At 68.3% G+C, this 23,453-nt stretch carries 14 protein-coding genes; 13 read left to right on the forward strand and 1 reads right to left on the reverse strand.

The window, feature by feature from the left end; genetic code table 11:
- Positions 1-8: 8 nt before the first annotated feature.
- Positions 9-677: a TetR/AcrR family transcriptional regulator gene (locus ACYU7G_RS10430; protein ID WP_461107521.1), complete on the reverse strand. Its 669-nt coding sequence runs from the start codon at positions 675-677 to the stop codon at positions 9-11.
- A 220-nt stretch (positions 678-897) separates the two neighbouring features.
- Here ACYU7G_RS10430 and ACYU7G_RS10435 point away from each other — a divergent pair, with 220 nt between their 5' ends.
- The 13 genes from ACYU7G_RS10435 (at position 898) to ACYU7G_RS10495 (ending at position 23,450) form a co-directional block, all read left to right on the forward strand.
- A complete protein-coding gene (locus ACYU7G_RS10435) occupies positions 898-1,650 on the forward strand; it encodes a DeoR/GlpR family DNA-binding transcription regulator (protein ID WP_461107523.1) in 753 nt (250 codons plus the stop codon).
- Between the two features lie 15 nt (positions 1,651-1,665).
- A complete protein-coding gene (locus ACYU7G_RS10440; protein ID WP_461107525.1) occupies positions 1,666-3,090 on the forward strand; it encodes a dihydrolipoamide acetyltransferase family protein in 1,425 nt (474 codons plus the stop codon).
- 12 nt (positions 3,091-3,102) lie between these two features.
- Positions 3,103-4,470 carry a dihydrolipoyl dehydrogenase gene (gene lpdA / locus ACYU7G_RS10445; RefSeq protein WP_461107527.1) on the forward strand — a complete coding sequence of 456 codons (1,368 nt, stop codon included), beginning with the start codon at positions 3,103-3,105 and terminating at the stop codon, positions 4,468-4,470.
- Between the two features lie 28 nt (positions 4,471-4,498).
- A complete protein-coding gene (locus tag ACYU7G_RS10450; protein WP_461107529.1) occupies positions 4,499-6,958 on the forward strand; it encodes an alpha-ketoacid dehydrogenase subunit alpha/beta in 2,460 nt (819 codons plus the stop codon).
- A 120-nt stretch (positions 6,959-7,078) separates the two neighbouring features.
- Positions 7,079-8,437: a PHP domain-containing protein gene (locus tag ACYU7G_RS10455; RefSeq protein ID WP_461107531.1), complete on the forward strand. Its 1,359-nt coding sequence runs from the start codon at positions 7,079-7,081 to the stop codon at positions 8,435-8,437.
- Complete coding sequence (locus ACYU7G_RS10460) at positions 8,434-9,558, forward strand: SDR family NAD(P)-dependent oxidoreductase (RefSeq protein ID WP_461107533.1); 1,125 nt, start codon at positions 8,434-8,436, stop codon at positions 9,556-9,558. The genes ACYU7G_RS10455 and ACYU7G_RS10460 overlap by 4 nt, the downstream gene beginning before the upstream one ends.
- Before the next feature lie 248 nt (positions 9,559-9,806).
- On the forward strand, positions 9,807-10,682 hold the full coding sequence (locus ACYU7G_RS10465; protein WP_461107535.1) for a hypothetical protein: 876 nt from the start codon (positions 9,807-9,809) through the stop codon (positions 10,680-10,682).
- A gap of 205 nt (positions 10,683-10,887) precedes the next feature.
- The gene (locus tag ACYU7G_RS10470; RefSeq protein ID WP_461107537.1) at positions 10,888-12,153 is read left to right on the forward strand and encodes a hypothetical protein; all 1,266 of its coding nucleotides are present in this window, start codon (positions 10,888-10,890) and stop codon (positions 12,151-12,153) included.
- A 210-nt stretch (positions 12,154-12,363) separates the two neighbouring features.
- The gene (locus ACYU7G_RS10475; protein WP_461107539.1) at positions 12,364-16,704 is read left to right on the forward strand and encodes an NPCBM/NEW2 domain-containing protein; all 4,341 of its coding nucleotides are present in this window, start codon (positions 12,364-12,366) and stop codon (positions 16,702-16,704) included.
- A gap of 258 nt (positions 16,705-16,962) precedes the next feature.
- Complete coding sequence (locus tag ACYU7G_RS10480) at positions 16,963-18,354, forward strand: Gfo/Idh/MocA family protein (protein ID WP_461107541.1); 1,392 nt, start codon at positions 16,963-16,965, stop codon at positions 18,352-18,354.
- A 5-nt stretch (positions 18,355-18,359) separates the two neighbouring features.
- Complete coding sequence (locus tag ACYU7G_RS10485; protein ID WP_461107543.1) at positions 18,360-19,967, forward strand: NEW3 domain-containing protein; 1,608 nt, start codon at positions 18,360-18,362, stop codon at positions 19,965-19,967.
- Between the two features lie 238 nt (positions 19,968-20,205).
- Positions 20,206-21,795 (forward strand): collagen-binding domain-containing protein, encoded by a 1,590-nt coding sequence (locus tag ACYU7G_RS10490; RefSeq protein WP_461107545.1) that lies wholly within the window; start codon positions 20,206-20,208, stop codon positions 21,793-21,795.
- Positions 21,796-21,956: 161 nt separating this feature from the next.
- Positions 21,957-23,450, forward strand: a complete 1,494-nt coding sequence (locus tag ACYU7G_RS10495; RefSeq protein WP_461107547.1) for a methylmalonyl-CoA carboxytransferase subunit 5S — start codon at positions 21,957-21,959, stop codon at positions 23,448-23,450.
- Positions 23,451-23,453 lie beyond the last annotated feature (3 nt).

The following is a 23,453-nucleotide window of genomic DNA, read 5'->3' on the forward strand; positions in this document are numbered from 1 at the left end:
CCCGGGTTTCAGAAGCGGGGACGACTGCGGCGCTGGCGCGGTTCCTCGGCCTCGGCGGCGGCCTTCTGCTTGGCGAGCATGTCCGCGGCCCAGTCGTGGGGTGCGGGCGGGCCGGCGGCGTTCAGCGCCTCTTCGAAGTACTCCAGCGTGGAGACCAGGGTCTCCGACGGCAGCGGGGAGGCGATCCCGAGGCAGGCGAGGCCGTGCACGCCGGACCAGAAGGCGAACCCCATCGCGAACAGGCCGGGGTCGTCAGGCTCGCGCCCATGGATCTCGGCGAGGGTCTCGAGCAGGTCGGGGAACTTCGGCCCGTGACCCTCGGGGGCCAGCTTGCCGGCGCGGGCGAACAGCACCATGTAGGCGTCGGGGTGCTCGTAGGCCCACTTCACGTACTCGCGCCCGTGCTGGTGCAGGCGCTCGTGCGGGTCCTTCACCTTGGAGATCTCGGCGCGGATGCACTGGGCCCAGTCCTCGAAGGCGCGGCCGCTGGCGGCGAGTTCGAGGTTCGAGAGGTCCCCGAAGTGGTGGTACAGCGTCGGGGGAGTGCACTTGGCGCGTTCGCAGACCGCAGCGATGGTCAGTCGCTCGCCCGGTTCGTTCTCCAGCAACAGCTCCCAACACGCGTCAAGGAGGCGAAGTCGGCCGTCAGCACTGTCGCCCGGTGGTCTTCCTGCCATGGTGTTCCTCCTGCCAGGACCAGAGTCATCAACTATACGCCGAGAACGTACAGGATCTACAGGAGTCGGAGCCGCCGTCGCGGCCGACAGGTGAGCAAAATCCATTGAGACACATCTGCATCGGAATTTTCGATTAGGGGGTTGCGCACCTTTCGATGGCTGGGTGTATCGTTAGGGTTGCGAAAGCAATTCGAAAGCCAGATTCGAAAGCAGGTCAGTGGTGACAGTGGAGCGGACGGAGCGCGAGGGTGCGATCATGTCGCGGCTCGCCACCGACGGCGAACTCACCGTTTCGCTGCTCGCCGCCGAGCTGGGCGTCTCCGAGGTCACCATCCGAGGCGACCTGCGCGGCCTCGAGCAACAGGGCATGCTCGTGCGCACCCGCGGCGGCGCCCGGCCCACCACCATCAAGCACATCCTGCAGCGCCAGGGCGTCAACACCGACGCGAAGGAGCGGATCGCCGCCGCTGCCGCAAGCCTCGTGGTGGACGACGACACCATCATGATCGAGGCCGGCACCACCACCGCCCTGATCGTGCGTCACCTCGCGGGGCGGCGCGGGGTCCAGATCGTCACCAACTCCACCCTCGTGTTCACCAACGCCCGGTTGAACCCGGCGCTGATCACCATCCTTACCGGCGGGGTCTTCCGTCGTGACACCGAGTCCCTGGTCGGGCCGCTCGCGGAGCGGGCCATCGCGGACTTCAACACCCGGATCGCCTTCCTGGGAACCGACGGGTTCTCCCCTGAACGCGGTCTGACAACCCGTTTCGTCGAGGGTGGTCAAGTGGCCACCGTCATGCGCGACCGTGCCGAGGAGACCTGGCTCGTGGCGGACTCGTCGAAGTTCGGCCAGGCGGGATTCGTGAGTTTCCTGCCGCTGGACGGCATCACCGGGATCATCACTGATTCTGGTCTGCCGCCCGAGGCCGCCGAAGAACTGCAAGAACACACGCAGCTGCGTGTCGTCTAGGAGGAACTGAAACCAATGGCTTCCATCGTGGTGATGCCACAGCTCGGCAACAGCGTCGAGTCCTGCCTGATCGTCTCGTGGGCGGTCTCCGAGGGGGACTCCGTCTCCGAGAACACCGTCCTGTGCGAGGTGGAGACGGACAAGGCCTCCATGGAGGTGCCCTCCACCGCCGCCGGCACCGTGCTCAAGCTGCTCTGGTCCGAGGGTGACGACGTCCCCGTCATGGACCCACTCGTCGTGGTCGGCGAGCCGGGGGAGGACCCGGAGCCCGCGCTGCGCGAGGCCGGTTGGGGCGCAGGCGAATCCACCGAGTCCGCCGACGGCGAGGCCGGCTACGAGGAGACCGACGCCCGGCCCGCGAGCGGCGCCGAGCCCGTCGAGACGCTCTCCAAGGCGCCCGAACCCACGCCCGATGCACCGGCAGCAGGTGCACCGTCGGACCGCGGCGTCAGCCCCCGGGCACGCAACCTCGCCGCCGCCAAGTCCCTCGAGGTGGACGCCATCGCCGAGGGCACCGGCCCCGGCGGCCGCGTGATCGAGCGCGACGTCCAGGCCGCCCTCGCAGCCGGCCCTGAAGCCACCCGCGCGGCAGCCCGCGACGGCGGGGCGGGCCGCGCCGACACCGTCGGCACCGGGCTCGGAGGCCGCGTCTCCACCGCAGACCTCACCCCGGCAGCAGCTGCTGCGTCCGAAGCGCCCGCAGCCGCCCCCACGCAGACCGCCGCCTCCGGCGACTTCCCCGGCGCCGTCACCGAGACGCCGCTCAAGGGCATCCGCAAGGTGATCTCCGAGCGCATGATGGCCTCCCTGGCCGGCAGCGCACAGCTCACCTACAACACCACCGCGAAGGCCCAGGGCCTGCTGGACCTGCGCAAGAAGTTCAAGAACTCGGACCCGGCGCTCGGCATGAACGGGGTGACCATCGGGGACCTCGTCGGATACGCCGCCGTGAAGACCGCGGCCAAGCACCCCAGCCACAACGCCCACCTCGCAGACGGCGTGCTCAAGACCTTCGAGCGCGTCCACATGGGCTTCGCCTGCGACACCCCCCGCGGGCTGCTGGTCCCGACGGTGCGCAACGCCTCGCAACTTAGCCTCGGCCAGTTCTCCGCCATCAGCAAGCAGCTGGCCGCCGAAGCGATCGAGGGCAAGATCAACCCAGACCTGCTCGCCGGCGCCACCTTCACCGTCTCCAACCTTGGCTCCTTCGGGATCGAGAGCTTCACCCCCATCCTGAACGCCCCGCAGACCGCCATCCTCGGCGTCTCCGCCATCACCCCACGGGTGGCGCTGAACGAGAAGGGCAAGACCGTCGCCGAGCAGCGCATCGGGCTGTCCCTCACAGCGGACCACCGCGTGATCGACGGCGCCGACGCGGCCCGCTTCCTGCAGGACCTCGTCGCGTTCATCGAGAACATCGACCTCGCGATCCTGAGCTGACAAGGACCATCAATGACTGATTTCGACGTCATCATCCTGGGTGGCGGGCCGGGCGGCTACATCGCCGCCGAACGGCTCGGCCACGCGGGCAAGAAGGTGCTGCTGATCGAGGAAGTGGCCCTCGGCGGCACCTGCCTCAATGTCGGCTGCATCCCCACCAAGACCCTCCTGAACGCGGCCAAGACCTACGAGCACGCCGTCCACGGCGCACCCTTCGGTGTGCTCGGTGGAGACGTCACCGTGGACTGGGACAAGATGCAGGCCTGGAAGGCCGAGGTGGTCTCCAAGCTCGTCGCCGGCGTCGGCGCCTCCGAGAAGAAGGCCGGCGTCACCGTCGTGAACGGTCGCGGCACCTTCAACGGCCCCGGCAGCGTCACGGTGGGGGAGCAGACCTACTCGGGCGAGCACGTCATCCTCGCCACCGGCTCAGTGCCCGTCATGCCGCCCATCCCCGGCACCGAGGACAACCCGGCCCTGGTGGACTCCACCGGGATGCTGGCCGTCGAGTCCATCCCCGAGCGCCTCACCGTCATCGGCGGCGGCGTCATCGGCCTCGAGTTCGCCAGCCTGTTCGCCACCCTCGGCAGCAGCGTCACCGTCGTGGAGATGCTGCCTGAGATTGCACCGTTCATGGACTCCGAGATCGCGGGCCAGCTGCGCGGCGCCTTCGAGGGGATCGACTTCAAGCTGGGCTGCAAGGTCACCAGCCTCGACGGCGGCACCGTCAACTACACCACCGCCGACGGTGATCAGACCTCCGTCGACGCCGACGTCGTGCTCATGGCCGTCGGCCGCCGCCCCGCCGTCCAGGGCTGGGGCGCGGAGGACTCCGGCCTGGAGCACTCTGGCAAGGGCATCGTCGTCGACGACAGGATGCGCACCAACCTGCCGAACGTGTGGGCCGTGGGCGACGTCACCGGCCGCAGCCTGCTCGCCCACGCCGCCTACCGGATGGGTGAGATCGCCGCCGCGAACATCCTCGACGCCGACGCCCACCGCCGCGGCGAGGTGATGCGCTGGCACACCGTCCCGTGGGCCGTGTACTCCATCCCCGAGGTGGCCGGCATCGGCCTGTCCGAGGACGCCGCCCGCGCCGAGGGTCGGGAGGTCCTCACGCACACCGTCCCCGGCTACATGTCCGGGCGGTTCGTCGCCGAGAACGGGTTCCGCGCGCCCGGGGCCGCCAAGATCGTCATCGACGCCGCCACCCACCGGGTGCTGGGCCTCACCGTCCTGGGCGCCTACGCCGCCGAAATGATCTGGGGCGCCTCCGTGGTGCTCGAGACCGAACTCGACATCCGGGACCTGCGCCAGATCGTGTTCCCACACCCCACAGTCAGTGAACTCATCCGAGAGGCCGCCTGGGCCATCGACGCCTGAGCGAGCAGAAACAGGAGAAACAACAGCAATGCCCAAGTCACTCATCGTCGACCCGAGCAACGTCCGGGCCACCAGCTACATCGAACCGCCGCGGATCCCCGTCAACGCCTACCAGGCGGACTTCGCCAAGGAACTCGCCACCCACGGCGAGCAGGGCCTCATCGACATCCTGCACGACATGATCGCCGTGCGGCAGTTCGAGACCATGCTGAACTCCATCAAGACCACCGGCTCCTGGAACGGCGTCGAGTACAACCACCGCGGCCCCGCGCACCTGTCCATCGGGCAGGAGTCCGCCGTCGTCGGCCAGGCCTCGCAGCTGGACCCCTCGGACTTCCTGTTCGGCTCCCACCGCAGCCACGGCGAGATCCTCGCCAAGTGCTTCTCCGCCGCCCGCAAGCTGGACCCGGCCGAGCTCGAGACCATCATGAAGGAGTTCCTCGACGGCGAGACCCTCGGCTTCGCGGAGCAGATCAGCAACGACGGCCTCGCCGACGTCGCCGAGAACTTCATCTTCTACGGCACGGTCGCGGAGACCTTCGCCCGCAAGGCCGGCTTCAACCGCGGCCTCGGCGGCTCCATGCACGCCTTCTTCTCCCCGTTCGGCTCCATGCCCAACAACGCCATCGTCGGTGGCTCGGCGGACATCGCGCTCGGCTCCGCACTGTTCAAGCGCATCAACCGCGAACAGGGCATCGTCATCGCCAACATCGGTGACGCCTCCATGGGCTGCGGCCCCGTCTGGGAGGCCATGGGCTTCTCCTCGATGGACCAGTTCCGCACCCTGTGGAAGGACGGCGTCGAGGGCAACCCGCCCATCTGGTTCAACTTCTTCAACAACTTCTACGGCATGGGCGGCCAGACCGCCGGCGAGACCATGGGCTACGACATCCTCGCTCGCGTCGGTGCCGGTGTGAACCCCGAGGCGATGCACGCCGAGCGCGTCGACGGCCTCAACCCCCTCGCAGTGGCCGACGCCGTCGCCCGCAAGCGCGACCTGCTCGAGTCCGGCCGCGGCCCCGTCCTGACCGACACCATCACCTACCGCTTCTCCGGCCACTCGCCGTCGGACGCCTCCAGCTACCGCTCGAAGGAGGAGGTGGAGCTGTGGGAGGCCCACGACGGCCTGAAGAACTACGCCACCTACCTCATCGAGAACGGCGTCCTCGGCCAGTCGGACGTCGACGACATCCAGGCCAGGATCGACGAGCGCATCACCAAGGTGATCGCCCTCGCCACCAAGGACGAGGATGTCTCCCCGCGCGTCCACATGGACTTCATCGAGACCGTGATGCACAGCAACGGCAACAAGGAGAAGCTCTCTGACCGCCAGCCCGAGCTGCTGCAGCCGCTCGAGGAGAATCCCCGCGTCAAGTCGCTGAAGAACAAGGTCCGCACCGCCCGCGACGCCGACGGCAAGCCCGTCTCCAAGGCCAAGGCCTTCTCCTACCGCGACGCCCTGTTCGAGGCCATCGCCCACCGCTTCGTGACCGACCCGACGCTGGCCGCCTGGGGCGAGGAGAACCGCGACTGGGGCGGCGCGTTCGCCGTCTACCGCGGCCTCACCGAGCTGCTGCCGCACCACCGCCTGTTCAACTCGCCCATCTCCGAGGCCGCCATCATCGGCGCCGGCGTCGGCTATGCCCTCTCCGGCGGCCGTGCGCTGGTGGAGCTGATGTACTGCGACTTCCTCGGCCGCGCCGGCGACGAGATCTTCAACCAGGCCGCCAAGTGGCAGGCCATGTCCGCCGGCCTCCTCGAGATGCCGCTGGTCATGCGCGTGTCCGTCGGCAACAAGTACGGCGCCCAGCACTCGCAGGACTGGGCCGCGCTGTGCGCGCACATGCCCGGCCTGAAGGTCTACTACCCGGCCACCCCGTACGACGCGAAGGGCATGATGAACCTCGCCCTGCGCGGCACGGACCCGGTGGTGTTCTTCGAGTCGCAGCTGCTCTACGACAAGGCCGAGGAGTTCGAGGCCGACGGCGTCCCGGAGGGCTACTACGAGGTCCCGGAGGGCGAGCCCATCGTCCGGCGCGAGGGCACCGACGTCACCATCGCGGTGCTCGGCCCCACCCTCTACCGCGTGATGGAGACCGCCGACATCCTGCAGGAGACCCACGGCATCTCCACCGAGGTGATCGACCTGCGCTTCGTCGCACCGCTCAACCTGGACCCGATCGTCGAGTCCGTGAAGAAGACCGGGCGCCTGCTCCTCACCTCCGACGCCGTCGAGCGTGGCTCGTTCATGCACACCGTCGCCTCCCAGGTGCAGACGCTGGCCTTCGACCACCTCGACGCCCCCGTCACCGTCGTCGGCTCCCGGAACGCCATCACGCCGGCGGCCGAGCTGGAGGAGGAGTTCTTCCCCCAGCCCAGCTGGCTGATCGACGCCATCCACGAGCGGATCCTCCCGCTCGAGGGCCACACCCCGACCACCAACCAGACCGGCGCCGAACTCGCCCGCCGGACCCGCAACGCCGTCTGACCCAGCCAGCGCCCACCCCGCTGATCGAGTAGGAGCCCGCGAGGAACGAGTGGGCGACGTGTCGAGATCCTCTGGTCTCGACACGCAGCTCGTTCCTCACGGCTAACCCGAGGAGAACCGATGATTGAAACCATCAACGACCCGACCGCAGCTCCGGACGCCCGCGTCGCGGCACTTCGGGAACTGGTGGACGCGGGCCACGAGGTGCCGGAGTTCACGGTCGAGTCCAACAACCACATCCACACCATCTACAGCTTCAGCCCGTACACGCCGTCGATGGCCTGCCTGAAGGGTCGCGAGGCGGGGCTGCAGGTGGTTGGTTCGGTGGACCACGACTCCATCGGGGCCGCCGCGGAGATGCGCGACGCCGGAGCCATCCTGGGGTTGGGGGTGGTCACCGGATTCGAGATCCGCGTTACGCTGCACACCCCGGCCGAGGTGGCCGCCGGCACTGCGACGTTCGCGGACCGCAAGCTGAACAACCCGGACTCCGAGGGCGTGGTCTACATGACCGTCCAGGGCATCCCGGTCACCTCACGGGCGGCGGCGGAGGAGTTCCTGCGCCCCATCCGGGAGCGCCGGCTGGAGCGCACCCGTCGGATGGCGGCTGCGGCCAACGAGATCCTCGCCAAGCTGGAGGCGCCGCAGTTCGACTTCGAGCGCGACGTCATCGGCATCTCCCAGTACGCCACCGGCGGCACCGTCACCGAACGGCACCTGCTGTTCGCGATGTCGGAGGCGCTGATCGCCGGCTTCGGACGGGGGCATTCGCTGCTAGACGGCCTGTCGGGCATGGGCGTCACCGTCCCGGAGAAGCTCGCCGAGGTCCTGGGCGATGGGCAGAACCGCTTCCTGCCCTATGACCTGCTCGGCCTCCTCAAGGCCGAGTACCTCGGCGAGTTCTACGAGCAGCCGAGGCACTGGGACGAGGGGGGTGAACTCCCCGATGCTCGGACCGTCGTGGAGTTCGCCCTCTCCATCGGCGCCATCCCCTGCTACGCCTACCTCGGCGACGTCTCCGCCTCGCCGACCGGCGACAAGAAGGCGGAGAAGTTCGAGGACGACTACCTCGACGAGCTGGTCGTCACCCTGCGTGAGATCGGCTTCCCGGCCATCACGTTCATGCCCCCGCGCAACACCCCCGAGCAGTTGGACCGGGTCTCCCGGCTGGCGTCGGAGAACGGGCTGATCGAGGTCTCGGGCGTCGACATCAACCAGCCGCGCCAAGTGTTCGCCTGCCCGGAGCTGTCCGAGCCGCGGTTCGCGCACCTCAACACCTCCACCTGGGCGATGGTGGCCCACGAGGAGCTGAGCAACGCTGACCTCACCTTGGGCCTGCTCCACCCGGAGAACCCGCTGGCGGAGCTGCCGCTGGCCGAGCGGATCCAGCGCTACGGCAAGGCCGGTCCGGAGCTGGTTGCAGGGGCTGAGCCGGGCGACGTCGCCCAGACACTTCGCATCGGAGGATTCTCGTCATGACCGTGGAACTCACCCAGTTCGAGCTGCTGCCCCTGCTGCGGGGCGCGCTCATCGCCCGGAGCAGCACCCCCGTCGTGCTCCGGCCCTCCGAGGCCGAGCCCGTCGCGGCGATCACCGCCGACGGCGACGACGTCGCCGCGGTGGCGGCCGCCATCTCGACGGCGCTGCCCGCGGAGCTCACGCTGCCCGCCGTCATCAGGGTGTCGGCCGGCGGAGTGGAGGCCGTCGTCGAGGCGTCCGAGGTGGGCGGCGCCGTCGCGGTGCCGTCGTCGCGGTCCGCGGAGGCCGGGCACGCGTCGTCGCGCGGTGCGGTGGTCGCCGGTCGGGTGGCGCTGGTCACCGGTGGGGCGCAGGGCTTCGGCGAGGAGATCGTCCGCTCGCTGCACGCCTCCGGCGCGTGGGTGTTCGTCGCGGACCTCAACATCGACGGCGCCACCCGCCTGGCCGAGGAGCTGGGGGAGCGGGCCACCGCCATCGAGGTGGACGTCGCCGACGAGGGGTCGGTGCGCGCCATGGCCGAGCGGGTGGTCGCCACCACCGGCGGCATCGACCTGGTGGTCTCCAACGCCGGCATCGCCCGGGCCGGATCCGTGCTCAGCCAGGACCTCTCCGCGTTCCAACTGTCCACCGACGTCAACTACGTCGCGTTCTTCCTGGTGACCAAGCACCTGGGCCGGGTGCTGCGCAGCCAGCACGTCGCCGCTCCCGAGTGGAGCACCGACATCGTCCAGATCAACTCCAAGTCCGGCCTGGTGGGCTCCAACCGCAACGCCGCCTACGCCGGCTCCAAGTTCGGCGGCATCGGGCTGGTGCAGAGCTTCGCGCTCGAACTGGTGGACTACCGCGTGAAGGTCAACGCCATCTGCCCGGGCAACTTCCTGGACGGCCCGCTGTGGTCCGACCCGGACAACGGCCTGTTCGTGCAGTACCTGCGCTCCGGCAAGGTGCCCGGCGCCAAGGACGTCGACGACGTCCGCCGCTTCTACGAGTCGAAGGTCCCGATGGGCCGCGGCACCCACGGCGCCGACGTGATGCGGGCGCTGTTCTACATCGTCGAGCAGGACTACGAGACCGGCCAGGCGCTACCCGTCACCGGCGGACAGGTCATGCTCAGCAGCTGAGCCATCCGGCCGGGCGTGACCAGGATCCGCGACACGCCGCGTTCAGGCTCTGGAGATCCCCGATGGGGTGTCTAGCGGATCGCTGTCACGGTGCCCCTTGGGGCCCGGGCCGCTCAGGCGCCAATAGGGGCGATTTCCACGCCCAGGTGTTGTCACGGGCGGCGACAGTGTTGTCGATCCTGCCCGACGTGTTGTCAATGCGAATCCTCACCCTTACCCCTTTGCTCCCGGTGTGCCGCAATGAGGGAATGGGAATCGAAGACGTTCTGGCTGCGGCTCACGGAGTGGTGCGGTTGGCGGAGCATCGTCCACTCCGCTCGTCATGGTCCAGGGCAGTCAAGGCCGGACGGCTCGTGCAACTCCTGCCCGGGGTGGTGATGGATCCGGGTCTCGTGAACGATCCGGCGGCATGCATACGTGCGGTGACGATGTGGAACCCCAACGCGATCATCGGTGGACGCGCGGCCGCAGCCCTCACCTTCGATCCTGAGATCGATCTGAAGACCGTGGACGTCTACGCAGAATCCCACCTGACCGCACGGGGCGCACTCCGGTTCCACCGGGACACCATCGACCCCGATCTCACCAAATGGGAGGATGACGTCCGGGTCACCGAAGCCGCCGCGACGGTGCTGACAGCTGGAATCCTGGGGGACCTGCACGTCGGAACCCGAGCACTGAAGCTAGAGGCGACCACGCCGAAGGAGATCGAGAAGCATGCAGGGTGGTTGACCCTTCGGCGCGCGACGGCGGCGAGAGGAGTGGCGTTGGCGCTGAGCCGGAACCCGTGGTCCGTTGCCGAGGTGGATGCGCACGCGCTGTTCAGGGACGCAGGTCTGGAGGGCTGGGAGGGCAACCGCCCGATCATGATCAACGGCAAGGAACTCATCCCTGACATCGGGTTCCACGATGCCAGGATCGCCTTCGAGATCGACAGCTTCGAGTTCCACAGTGCGAGGGAGGCGATGGAACGCGACGGGTCCCGGCGGAACCAGTTCCACTCCGCCGGCTGGCGTACCTACAGCCTCACACCGCGTCAGGTCCGTGAGCATCGAGCCGAGACCATCGCCTTCGCGCGGAGTGTGGTCTGGGAAAGGCACCGTAGGGGACGTCCGATTTGGTGAGGCGTGACCAGGATCCGCGACACGCCGCGTCCAGGCTCTGGAGATCCTCAAGGCAGCACCTCGCGGATCGCTGTCACGGCCGCGCCGGGGCCGATGCGGACGCCACCTGCGCACACCAACGGGCGCGCTGCGCGCGCCCCCGCGGTAGTGACCCCCTCCCTCGATTTACTGTTCGCGTCGAATGTTCTTCATCGAGGGGATGGAAATGAAACTCAAGAGGTGGGTGGGCGCTGCCGTCAGTGCCGTCATGATTGCGGTCGGAGGGGCAGCGGTGGCGGCCCAGCCGGCGGCGGCAGCTGATTGGTCGCCCCAGAGTCAGGCGCTGTGCAACAACACCAACCATTGCGGGATCGGGTTCCCCACGGGCCAGACGCTCGATGGTTACACGCAGGGCCAGCCGTTCAAGGTGAACGTCTCGGGCCGGTACGGTCACACCACCCAGATCCGTGCCTTCGCGGTGCGCTGGTACGGCACCGGGCAGAACGATTTCGAGTTCACGCCCATCTCGGACCCGGTGTCGGTGACGCTCAACGAGGGCACCAGCAGCTACGGCTTCAAGACCGTTAACGTCACGGTGAAGCAGCCGCCGGCCGGGTTCGACGGCCACCAGGTCTACGTCCAGACCGCCGACTTCAAGAAGGGGAATGCCTTCGTCGGCCAGCACTGGACCAACCAGGACAGCCAGGAGGCCCAGCACATCGAGGTCAAGACCGTCCGCGGCTACGACAAGGGGTTCTCCCAGGAGAAGTTCAACGGTCACTCGTTCCTGCGCACCGTCGTCTCCGCCTACCCGGGTGATGCCTACAGCGTGCAGATGCTGCGAGGCGGGAAGTGGGTCACCATCGACGACCCGAAGCAGAAGAAGGCCACCGCCAGCAGCAGCGGCATCGCGGTGATCGCGGGCTGGGTCCCCGACGACCTCCCAACGGGAAAGTACCGCACCCGCATCGTCAACACCACGCGCGGCATCTCGGACCTGACGCCTGACCAGAACTGGGCGTACTTCACGTGGAGCCGCACCCCGCAGCCGGGTGACAAGGACTTCGACGTCTACACCCAGGAGGGCACCTGGAACCACAACGGCCGCTACTGGAAGACCAGCTGCGAGCCGTACTCCAGCACGGAGCGTTGCCGCACGGAGATCTACGCCACCCAGGTGATCGTCAAGGACGGCAAGTTCTACAGCTCCAACGACTACTTCTTCAACAACCTGACCTACAAGCCGTCGCCGCGCTCCCTGTGGAAGAACAACCCGCTGGGCGGGTTCGGAAAGGCCAACTACAAGGGGTCCTGGACCGCCGACGACGGCCGCAAGTGGCGCGTCGAGTGCGACACCGCCGTCTCGGGTCGCAACGGGTGCCGTGCGTACAACGTCGCGAAGGTGGTCGAACCGTACAAGACCAGCAACGGCGCCACCTCGTACCGGGTGGTCTCGAAGGAGATCTTCAACAACATCGTCCGTTTCGGATGACGAGGCGGCGGGCAGCCTGACCCGCCGCGGGACCGAGTGGGGCTGGTGCACGTGCTGACGTGCGCCAGCCCCGCTTCGTCTCCGGGCTCGCGAGCGGTGTTGAGCGGGTATCAATCGGTCGCACTGCGTGATCCGGGGGTCTGCGTTGACGTCAGACGTCTCGGCGAACGAGCATGAGGCGGTACTCAACGAGGAGAGGGCTATTTCCCCATGCTGAAACGCAAGCCATTGCTGCGGGCCGCAGCACTGTTGGCGGTGCCGGCTCTTGTCGCCACCACCATCATCACCGGTCCGCTGGCCGCATCGGCCATCGACGTCGGTGACGACCGCCACGGCACCACCGCCATCGCGCCCGACCGGGTGACCCCGGAGGTCCCTGTCGAGGCCAACGGCACCACCCTCGGTGCCATCACCGGGGTGACCACCGACGGTGGCTCCGCCACTCTGACCGCCGCCAACGGAAAGTACCGGGTCACGTTCCTGGACGAGACCACATTCCGGGTGGAGGCCACTCGCACCGAGTTCGCGGACCCCGCCAACACCCCGCAGAATGACCCCGAGCGCACGGCCAACATCATCGTCGGCACCGACGACTTCGACGGCGCCACGGTGACCGCCACCGACGGCGAGACCATCGTCGTCTCGGCCGGCGGCGCCAGCGTCGAGGTCGAGAAGGCCACCGGCAAGATGACGGCGAAGAACGCTGACGGCGACGTCATCTGGGCCGAGAGCGCGCCCCTCAGCTTCGGCGGCAACTCCACGACGCAGCACCTCGCCATGGGCGCCGACGAGCAGGTGCTCGGTGGCGGCATGCAGAACGGCCGCTCCATCCACACCGACGCCAGCATCAACATCGCGGCCAACTTCGACTGGGACGACGATGGTTACCCCAACGCGGTGCCGTACTACATGACCTCCGGCGGCTATGGCGTGCTGCGCAACACCTTCGCGCCCGGCACCTACGACTTCGGTGAGGGCACCACCACCCACCGGGAGCAGCGCTTCGACGCGTACTACTTCGCCGGTAACTACAAGGAGTCGCTGGACGGCTACACCAAGCTCACCGGTCGCCCGCACATGCCGCCGGTCTACGCCCTCGAGTACGGCGACGCCGACTGCTACAACCGCAGCAGCCCCACCTATCAAGGTGCTCCCCAGGAGGGGAAGAACCGCACCCCGGAAGCCCTGGAAGTCGCACTCGACTTCGTCGAGAACGACATGCCAGCCGGCTGGATGCTCGTCAACGACGGCTACGGCTGTGAGTACGTCGAGTTGCCGGAGACCGTGGACAACATCGAGGAGCAGACGGGTCTCAAGACGGGTCTGTGGACCCAGCGCTCCCTGACCGAGCAGCCCTACGAGATCGGCGAGGCAGGCATCCGGCTGCGCAAGCTCGACGTCGCATGGGTCGGTTACGGCTACCGCATGGCCCTCACCGGGTGCGAGGCCGCCTACAACGGTTTCGAGGACAACTCCGACGCCCGCGGCACCGCGCTGCTGGTGGAGGGTTGGGCCGGTGCGCAGCGCTGCGGCATGGTCTGGACCGGCGACCACTCCGGCAACCTGGACGCCGTGCGTTGGCAGGTCTCCGCGCTGATGGGCTCCGGCAACTCCGGCCAGCCCTTCGCCACCGGCGACGTCGACGGCATCTTCGGCGGCTCGCCCGAGTCCTACGTCCGCGACCTGCAGTGGAAGGCCTTCGCGCCCGCCCTGTACTCCATGTCCGGCTGGGCCTCGGTGGACAAGCGCCCGTGGCTCTACGGTGAAGAGGCCACCGAGATCAACCGGTACTACCTGCAGCTGCGCCAGCAACTGATGCCCTACATCTACTCGCTTTCGCACAACGCGCACGCCACCGGCACCCCGGTGATGCGCTCGCTGGCGCTGGAGTACCCGGAGGACCTCGGCTCCTACTCCGTCGAGGCCAACAACCAGTTCCTGCTGGGCACCGACTACCTCGTCGCGCCGGTGTTCACCTCCACCTCCGTGCGCTCCGGCATCTACCTGCCGGCCGGCGACGACTGGGTGGACTTCTGGACCGGCCGCGTCCACGAGGGCGGTCAGGTCCTGAACGGCCACCCCGCCCCGCTGGACAAGCTGCCGATCTTCGTGCGGGCCGGCGCCGTGGTCCCGCAGGGCATCATCGCCCGCAACGCGTCCCTGGTTGCCGAGGACTCCGCCATCACGCTGGACGTCTACCCCAGCGGCGAGTCCAGCTACGACCTATACGAGGACGACAAGGTCACCCGCGCCTACCGCGAGGGTGAGCACAGCTCGCAGACCGTCTCGGTCAGCGCACCTGAGGAGGGCGCCGGCGACGTCACCGTCACCATCGGTGAGCGCGTGGGATCCTACGAAGGCATGGCCGACTCCCGGCCCTACACCGTCGCCGCCCACACCCACTCGGAGCCGGCACGGGTCACCGTCGACGGCACCGAGACCACCGACTGGACCTTCGACGCCGCCACCGGTGTCGTGACCGTCCAGGTGGGCCAGGTGGCTTCCGGCACCTCCGCCGTGGTGGTGCTCGAGGACTCCAGCGCCATCGGCGGCAAGGACCCCGACGCGATGGCCGCCACGCTGGTCGGCGCCATGCCGGACCGCGTCTACCGCGGTGAGGAGACCAGCATCGAGGTCACCTTCGCCAACACCGGCGACGCCGCCAAGACCGGCATCGACGTCGACGTGGAACTCCCCGAGGGTTGGGAGCTCGTGTCCGCCTCGGACGTGCCCACGACCATCGAGGGTGGTGACTCCGTGACGCAGACGCTGGTGGTCCGCCCCGGCGCCGACGCCGTCGCGGGTGCCATCAGCATGCAGGTCACGGCCACCTACGTCGACGCCTCCGGCGACGCTCGGACGCTGCTCACGTTCGTCGAGACCGAGCTCACCTACGGCTCCCTCGCCGACGCCTTCAACGCCGTGTCCATCACTACGGTGGAGAACGCAGCACTGGGCAACTTCGACGGCGGCGGTGCCACCTTCGCCGACGAGCAGCTCCAGGAACTGGGGATCGTCGCAGGCGAGGAGTTCACCGTCGACACCGGCGATGCCCCCGTCACCTACACGTGGGATGCGGTGGCGGACGAGGCCAACTCGGTCGCGGTCAGCGGCCAGACCGTGGCGTTGTCGGGGCAGGGCACCCACTTGGCCATCGTCGGTTCCTCGGCCTCCGCGGCCGGTGTGACCGGTGAGTTCACCATCAACTACACCGACGGCACCACGTCCACGGGTGGCGCCGGCTTCCCGAACTGGCTGTACCAGGCGCAGCACGGGATGCTCGGTTCGACCATTGCGATCACCACCAAGGGACGCAACAACGTGGGCGGCTACGAGTACCCGAACGGTTCCTACCAGATGTACCAGAGCCTGGTGACGCTGAACCCCGCCAAGACGGTGGAGTCGGTGACCCTGCCGGGTGAGTCGACGCTGAAGCTGTTCGCGTGGACCATCGTCGAGAACGAGATGCCCGAGGTGCCCACCGAGGACGTCTACGCCTCTGACTGGCCCTGGCTGTCGGCCACCAACGGTTACGGCACCATCGGCCTCGACGTCGACAACCTGGACCCGGGCATGACCCAGGAGGACGGCACTCCGCTGGAGAGCAACTACATCGACCCGGAGACCGGTGAGAACCGTGTCTACGAGAAGGGCCTCGGCGTGCACGCCAACGGCCGCATCACCTACTACCTCGGGGGCCAGTGCTCCGCATTCACCGCCGAGGTGGGCATGGAGAACGGCTTCGCCGGCCCGGTCATCTTCACCGTGACCGCCGACGGGGCGGACCGCTACCAGTCGCGCACCTTCGTGCCCGACATGGACCCCGAGTCCGTCTCCGTGGACCTGACCGGTGTGCAGTTCGTGGACCTGGCGATCCGCTACCCGTCCAGCGCTGCCGGTGCCCACGGGATCTGGGGTGACGCCCTGTTCCACTGCGGCGAGAGCACCGACCCGACGGAGGAGCCGACGGTGACGCCGGATCCGTCCGAGGAGCCGACGGTGACGCCGGACCCCTCGGAGGAGCCGACGGTGACGCCGGATCCGTCCGAGGAGCCGACGGTGACGCCGGATCCGTCCGAGGAGCCGACGGTGACGCCGGACCCGACCGAGGAGCCCACGGCGACGATCCCGCCCAAGGGTGACCTCTACTCCACGCCGGGCCTGCACGTCGTCAACGGCCGGCACTGGTGGACCGAGTGCGAGGACTACTCGCAGACCCAGCGCTGCACCACGCGGATCTGGGCGACGTCGGTCAAGGAGACAGGTGGGACCTTCGCCAACGTCAGCGGCTGGGTGTTCAACAACCTCACCTACCTGCCGCTGATGACCCGTGCGCAGTGGGCGGGCAACCCGCTCGGCGTGACGGGGGAGTGGACGGCCGACGACGGTCGCAAGTGGCGCACCGAGTGCGACACGGCGGTCAGCGGTCGCAACGGCTGCCGCACCACGGCTCATTCCCAGGTGCTGCAGCAGGTGCGCCACGCCGACGGCACCATCAGCTACGAGTGGCAGTGGAAGTGGGTGGTCAACAACATCGTCCGCTTCAAGTGAGTCGATGCTGACCGGACCACTCCGGTGGCCGAGGCCCCGTTCCCCGTGGTGAGTCACGGGGGCGGGGCCTTGGCGTCCCGCGCCGAGGTAGGCGTGGACAAACGCGCAGTCTGCATGCTCGTGCCGGCCCACTTCCTCGGGCTCGCCACCAATCTGCTGTTAGCGTCGGGGCGACGAGACGATGCCGTCCGTTCGGCCGCGAACGCCGTGGCCAGAACCTGTTTCCCCCGTTCTACGACAGCATGAGGAGATTGCACGATGACTACACTTCCAGGGCCGTCCCGCCGGGGATTCCTGGCCGGGACCATAGGTGCCGGAATAGTGGTTGCGGCCGGAGCCGCAGCCCTCAAGGCCCACGGTGACACGCAACGGCCGATCGGCCAGAACTCCATGGTGGGCGTCCCCTTCGAGCAGCGTGACACCGTCCGGGTGGGCACCATCGGCCTCGGTGCCCGCGGCCACAGCATGACGCTGGGTTGGGCGTCGCAGCCGGGGGTGGAACTGGTCGCCGTCTGCGACATCAGGCAGGAGCGGGCTGATCGCACCGCCGACGCCGTCGCCGGGCAGGAGGGGACCAGGCCTGCCGTCTACGGCGGCGGCGCCGACTCCTACAAGCAGATGTACGCTGACCTGGACCTTGACCTCGTCTACGTCGCGACTCCGTGGGAGTTCCACTACGAGCAGGGACGCGATGCCATGCTGGCCGGGGCGCACGCCATGGTCGAGCTGCCGGTGGCCATGGAACTGGCCGAACTGTGGAGCCTCGTCGACGTCTCGGAGCAGACTGGCAGGCACCTGATGCTGGCGGAGAACTGCAACTACGGCCGAAATGAACTGGCGATTCTGAAGATGGCCCACGAGGGAGTCTTCGGCGACGTCACCAACGGCCACGGCGGCTACCTGCACGACCTGCGCTCGCTGCTGTTCGGCGACTACTACACCGACGACTGGCGCCGGAAGTGGCACACGCGCAGCACCGCGAGCTTCTACCCGATGCACGGCCTGGCGCCCATCGCCGCCGCGATGGACATCAACCGTGGTGACCGGTTCGTCAGCCTGTCCGCGACGGCCACGCCGCCGAAGGGGTTGGCCGACTACCGCGAGCGGCACATGCCGCAGGGGCACCGCTCCTGGGGCGAGACCTACGTCAACGGCGACCTGATCACCTGCATGATCACCACTGACCACGGCCGCATCATCCGGGCGGAGCACGACGTGTCCACGCCGCGCCCGTACAGCCGCATCAACAGCCTGGCGGGCAGCCGTGGCCTGTTCGAGGACTACGTCGGAACGGGCGGCACGGGGGCACGTGTCTACATGGAGCCCGACCACACCAACCACGCCTGGCGGGACTTCCAGTCCTACCGCAACGAGTACGACCACTGGCTGTGGACCGACGTCGGCGGCCAGGGTGGCCACGGCGGCATGGACGGTCTCATGCAGTGGCGCACCATCCAGCTGATCCGTACGGGCGGCCTGCCCGACATCGACGTCTACGACTCGGCCGCCTGGTGCTCGCCGGTGCCGCTGAGCGTCGCCTCCCTGGAACTGGGCGGTGGTCCCGTGGACGTTCCCGACTTCACCCGTGGGGAGTGGAAGCGGCCCAGACTCGGGCTGGATTCCGTGCCCGGAACGATGCCGGGGGCCTGAGGGAGATGACTGAGACCATGCAGAAGCGCACCCAGCTGACCCGCCGCGCGAAGGCGTTCCTCGCCGTCGTGACGGTCGCCCTCCTCGCCCTCGTGGCCACCCTCGTCCCCAGCACGACCATGGCAGACGGCAACGGCCCCGCCGTCAGCCTCTCCATCGCGGAAGTGGACCTCGAGGGCCCCGCCATCTCAGACATCACCGTGACCGTGACCAACGTCGGCGGCGCTGCCGTGACCGACGTGACCGTCGAGGTGGGCGGCCCAATCAACTGGACCCTCTACCCGGCCACCCACACCATCGAGGAACTGGCCGACGGGGCCTCCGTCGAGGTGGTGACCGAGATCCACGTCCCGAACAACCCGTCGCCCACCACCCTGCGGAAGTTCACCGCCTCGGCGACGTACCTCACCAGCGCCGGCGCGCGCGAGTCCGTCGACACGATCCGGCTCCAGCAGCTCGAGCTGGGGGAAACCGGCACCATGGCGGAGCTGCGCAACAACGTGGGCACCACGACGCTGGAGACGGTCGCCGCCGGCGACTACGACGGCGACGGGAACTCCTTCTCCCGTGAACTCCTCGCCGAACTCGGGGCCACACCCGGCGCCACTGTCGAACACCTTGGCGCCACCTTCACCTGGCCGGACGTTGCTCCCGGGGAGCCGGACAACGTCGTCGCCGCGGGCCAGAGCGTGGAGCTCGAGGGCAGTGGCGGGGCACTTGCGGTCCTCGGCAGCGGCCTCGGCTCGGGGGTGTCGGGGCAGTTCGTCATCCACTACTCCGACGGGTCGGCCTCGACGGGGAACCTCGGCTTCGCCAACTGGTTCTCCGCCACTCCCGCGTTCGGGGAGACCGTGGCGTACAAGATGAACGGTCGCAACACGCCGGCCGGCCTGGCCAACACGGAGTATGCCTACGGGATCTATGTCAGCACGATCAACATCGATCCCCGCAAGACGGTCTCCGCCGTGACGCTGCCGAACGCGGAGGGTTTGCACATCTTCGCCATGGGCTTCGCGCCCTACGTCCCCGGCCCGGAGCCGACGGCGGAGCCCACGGAAGAGCCCACCGGTGAACCGACCGAGGAGCCCACCGGCGAACCGACCGACGGCCCGACGGGGGAGCCGTCAGACCCGCCGGCCACGCAGCAGCCGTCGAAGTCGCCCAGCAGCGCTCCCGGCAAGCCGACGCTTCCCCCGGGCACGGACCTGTACACGACGCCGGGCAAACACCACGTGGGCGGCAGGGACTGGTTCACCAAGTGCGAGGCCTACTCGCAGACCTTCCGGTGCCAGACCGACATCTGGGCGACGACGGTGCTGCGCGACGGCGCGGGTTACGAGCAGGTGACCGGTTGGGTGTTCAACAACCTGACCTACCTGCCGATGATGACCCGAGCGCAGTGGTCCGACAACCCGCTGGGGTACAAGACGGCCTGGACGGCCACGGACGGTCGGAAGTGGTACACCGACTGCGACAGCGCCGCGACCGGTCGCAACGGCTGCCGCAGCTACGTGTGGGCGAACCTCGTCGAGGTTGTCAAGGACGCAGACGGTGCCACGAGCTACCGGACCGTCCACAAGTGGGTGTTCAACAACATGGTGCGGTTCAAGTGAGCCGACCGGTCTGATCCAGCCACGACGAAGAACCCGCCCCGAGGCAAGCCGCTCGGGGCGGGTTCTGCGCGCGTGCGGATTTGGCCCGGGGAGCGCTCTCCTGGTAGCGTGCCCCCGACTGCTCAACTTAATAACTGGATCGGACGTTGTGGCGTCCGGGCGAGGGGGAACTCGGACAATGAACAGCAGACAACCAGATGCGCAACGCGTTGCTGGCCGAAGGAGCATTCGCACGCTCGTGCCAGTGCTCGCGGGGGCCCTGACGCTGGGTACCTTCCTGGTGGGGGCGACCTCCATGGCCAGGGCGGCGACGGAGTACTTCAACCCGTTCGACGTCAACGGCGGGTTCTCGATCCTCGCCCAGGGCGACGTGACGCTCGGCAACGGTGAGCTCGAGGGTTCGGTGGCAGCCACCGGCGCAATCAACTCCAGCAAGCAGAACTACCCAGTGCTCCACCACGTGGGGGGCATGGCCGACTACGAGGTACCGCGCATCGACGGCGTCCCCGTCCGGATCCTGGCGAACGAGTTCGCGGGCGTCCCCGCCGGTGAACCCGCCATCGAGCAGACCAACAGCGGCGCCGTCCCGGGATCGCCAGAGGACCTCGCCTCCGCCAAGTTCGTCGTCACCGAGAACCTGCGTGGCAGCGTGCGCGGCTCCAACTTCCTGCGCGTCACCAACGACGACTCAGGCGTCCTGGACCTGACCAAGGTGTCCTACTCCGACGACGCGATCGCTGCTCTGAAGACCGACCGGGCTTCCGTCGATGCCTACTTCCCGGACATGGATCAGCGGATCGCGGCGGCGAGTCAGTGCCTCGCCGGCTACGTGCCCGGGAACGACCAGGTGAACTTCCCGACTCTCTCGGGTGACCCGCTGACGCTGGGTGGCTGGGCCTCGGACAGGCCGAACGTGATCAATTATGAAGACATCGAGGGTGCCAACGCCATCAAGCCCGAGGGCTACTTCCCGACGGCGGATGCCCCGCTGGTCATCAAGTTCCCGGCCGGCACCACGGAGATCGGTGTCCTCAACTTCGAGGGCTGGAGCGCCTCCGGTGCCCAGCAGGCCTACGCCCGCCACATCATCCTGGACCTCTCCGACGTCACCGGCACCGTGCGCTTCGGCGATCACGAGATGGGGGCCGTCTGGGCGCCCAACGCCAACCTGCACTTCACCGGCTCCCGGTCCACCAACGGCCAGTGGGTCTCCCAGGACTTCACCACGACGGCCGGCAGCGGCGGCGAACTCCACCACCACACCTTCGCCGGACTGCTGCCCTGCGGTGAGACCGATGAGACGCCTGAGCCGAGCGAGAGCCCCGCGCCCAGCGAGTCTCCTGAGCCGAGTGAGTCGCCTGAGCCGAGCGAGAGCCCCGCGCCCAGCGAGTCGCCCGAGCCGAGTCAGTCGCCTGAGCCGAGCGAGAGCCCCGCGCCCAGCGAGTCTCCTGAGCCGAGTGAGTCGCCTGAGCCGAGCGAGAGCCCCGCGCCCAGCGAGTCTCCTGAGCCGAGTGAGTCGCCTGAGCCGAGCGAGAGCCCCGCGCCCAGCGAGTCTCCTGAGCCGATTGAGTCGCCCGAGCCGAGCCAGAGTGTCGGCCCGAGCCACAGTGTCGATCCGAGCGAAACTTCCGATCCGGATCCGACGCCCACGGTGACGGCGAGCTCCGGCCCGGTCCCGACCAGCGCCCCGCAGCAGACCCACAGGCCGGGGCCCGGGCTCCCGTCGACGGGTGGGCAGGCGGACGGCGGCGTGATCTGGATGACCGCCGCGGCGCTGGCCCTCGCTGCCGCCGGTATCGGCGTCGGGATGCGACGAGCCACGAACTGATCGCGGTGGGGGAGTGACAACCCCTACAGGAGAATCGGGCGGTTGCCGAGGAAACTCGGCACCGCCCGATTCTGCATCTGGGCCATGTTACCGGGACCCTGCCCGGACCTTATGTGGGGGGTGCCCCACATCTGGCCTTGGGTAGGTGTTTTGATTGTCACATGAGTCCACGAAAGATCGGCGTCACCGAGCTGGCACTCCGCGACGCGCACCAGAGTTTGATGGCCACGCGCATGGCTACCGAGGACATGGTCGATGCATGCGCCGACATCGACGCGGCCGGGTACTGGTCCGTCGAGTGTTGGGGTGGTGCGACCTTCGACTCCGCGATCCGGTTCCTCAACGAGGACCCCTGGGAGCGGCTCCGCACGTTCCGCGAACTGATGCCCAACTCGCGCCTGCAGATGTTGCTGCGCGGCCAGAACCTCCTCGGCTACCGCCACTACGAGGACATGGTGGTGGACAAGTTCGTCGAGAAGTCCGCCGAGAACGGCATGGACGTGTTCAGGGTCTTCGACGCCCTCAACGATCCCCGCAACATGGCCCGTGCCATGGCTGCGGTCAAGAAGGTCGGAAAGCACGCCCAGGGCACGATCTGCTACACCGTCTCCCCGGTCCACACCGTCGACGGCTACATCAAGCTCGCCGGCCAGCTGCTGGACATGGGCGCGGAGTCCATCGCCCTCAAGGACATGGCCGCCCTGCTGCAGCCGCAGCCCGCCTACGACATCGTGCGCGGCATCAAGGAGACCTACGGCGACGTCCAGATCAACGTGCACTGCCACTCCACGACAGGCGTCACCCTGGTCAGCCTGATGAAGGCGATCGAGGCCGGTGCCGACGTCGTGGACACGGCCATCTCGTCGATGTCGCTCGGCCCGGGCCACAACCCGACGGAGTCGCTCGTCGCGATGCTGGAGGGCACCGACTACACCACGGACCTGGACATGGAGCGCCTGCTGCGCATCCGCGACCACTTCCGCAAGGTGCGCCCGAAGTACGCCGAGTTCGAGTCCAAGACCCTCGTGGACACCGACATCTTCTCCTCCCAGATCCCCGGCGGGATGCTTTCCAACATGGAGTCCCAGCTGAAGGCGCAGGGGGCAGGGGACAGGATCGCGGAGGTGATGGCCGAGGTCCCGCTGGTGAAGGCCGACGCCGGCCAGCCGCCGCTGGTGACCCCGTCGTCGCAGATCGTCGGCACCCAGGCCGTGTTCAACGTCCTGATGGGCCGCTACAAGGTGATGACCGGCGAGTTCGCCGACCTGATGCTCGGCTACTACGGCGAATGCCTCGGCGAGCGCAACCCCGAGGTGGTGGAGCTGGCCCGGGCACAGGCGAAGAAGGACCCGATCAGCGTCCGCCCCGCGGACCTGCTCGAGCCCGAGTGGGACACCCTCGCAGCGCAGGCCACGGCACTACCCGGCAGCAACGGCAGCGAGGAGGACGTCCTCACCAACGCCATGTTCCCCGGCGTCGCACCCGCGTTCTTCACCACCCGCGCCGAGGGGCCGAAGAGCGTGGCCAAGTCCGAGGCGCAGTTGAAGGCCGAGAAGGAGGCCGCCGGCTCCGCGCCCCGCGGCATCACCGGTCCGATCAAGTACAACGTCACCCTCGACGGGCGCAGGCACAGCGTCGCCGTCGAGCCGGCCTGAGGA

Source organism: Tessaracoccus terricola (genome assembly GCF_054776555.1).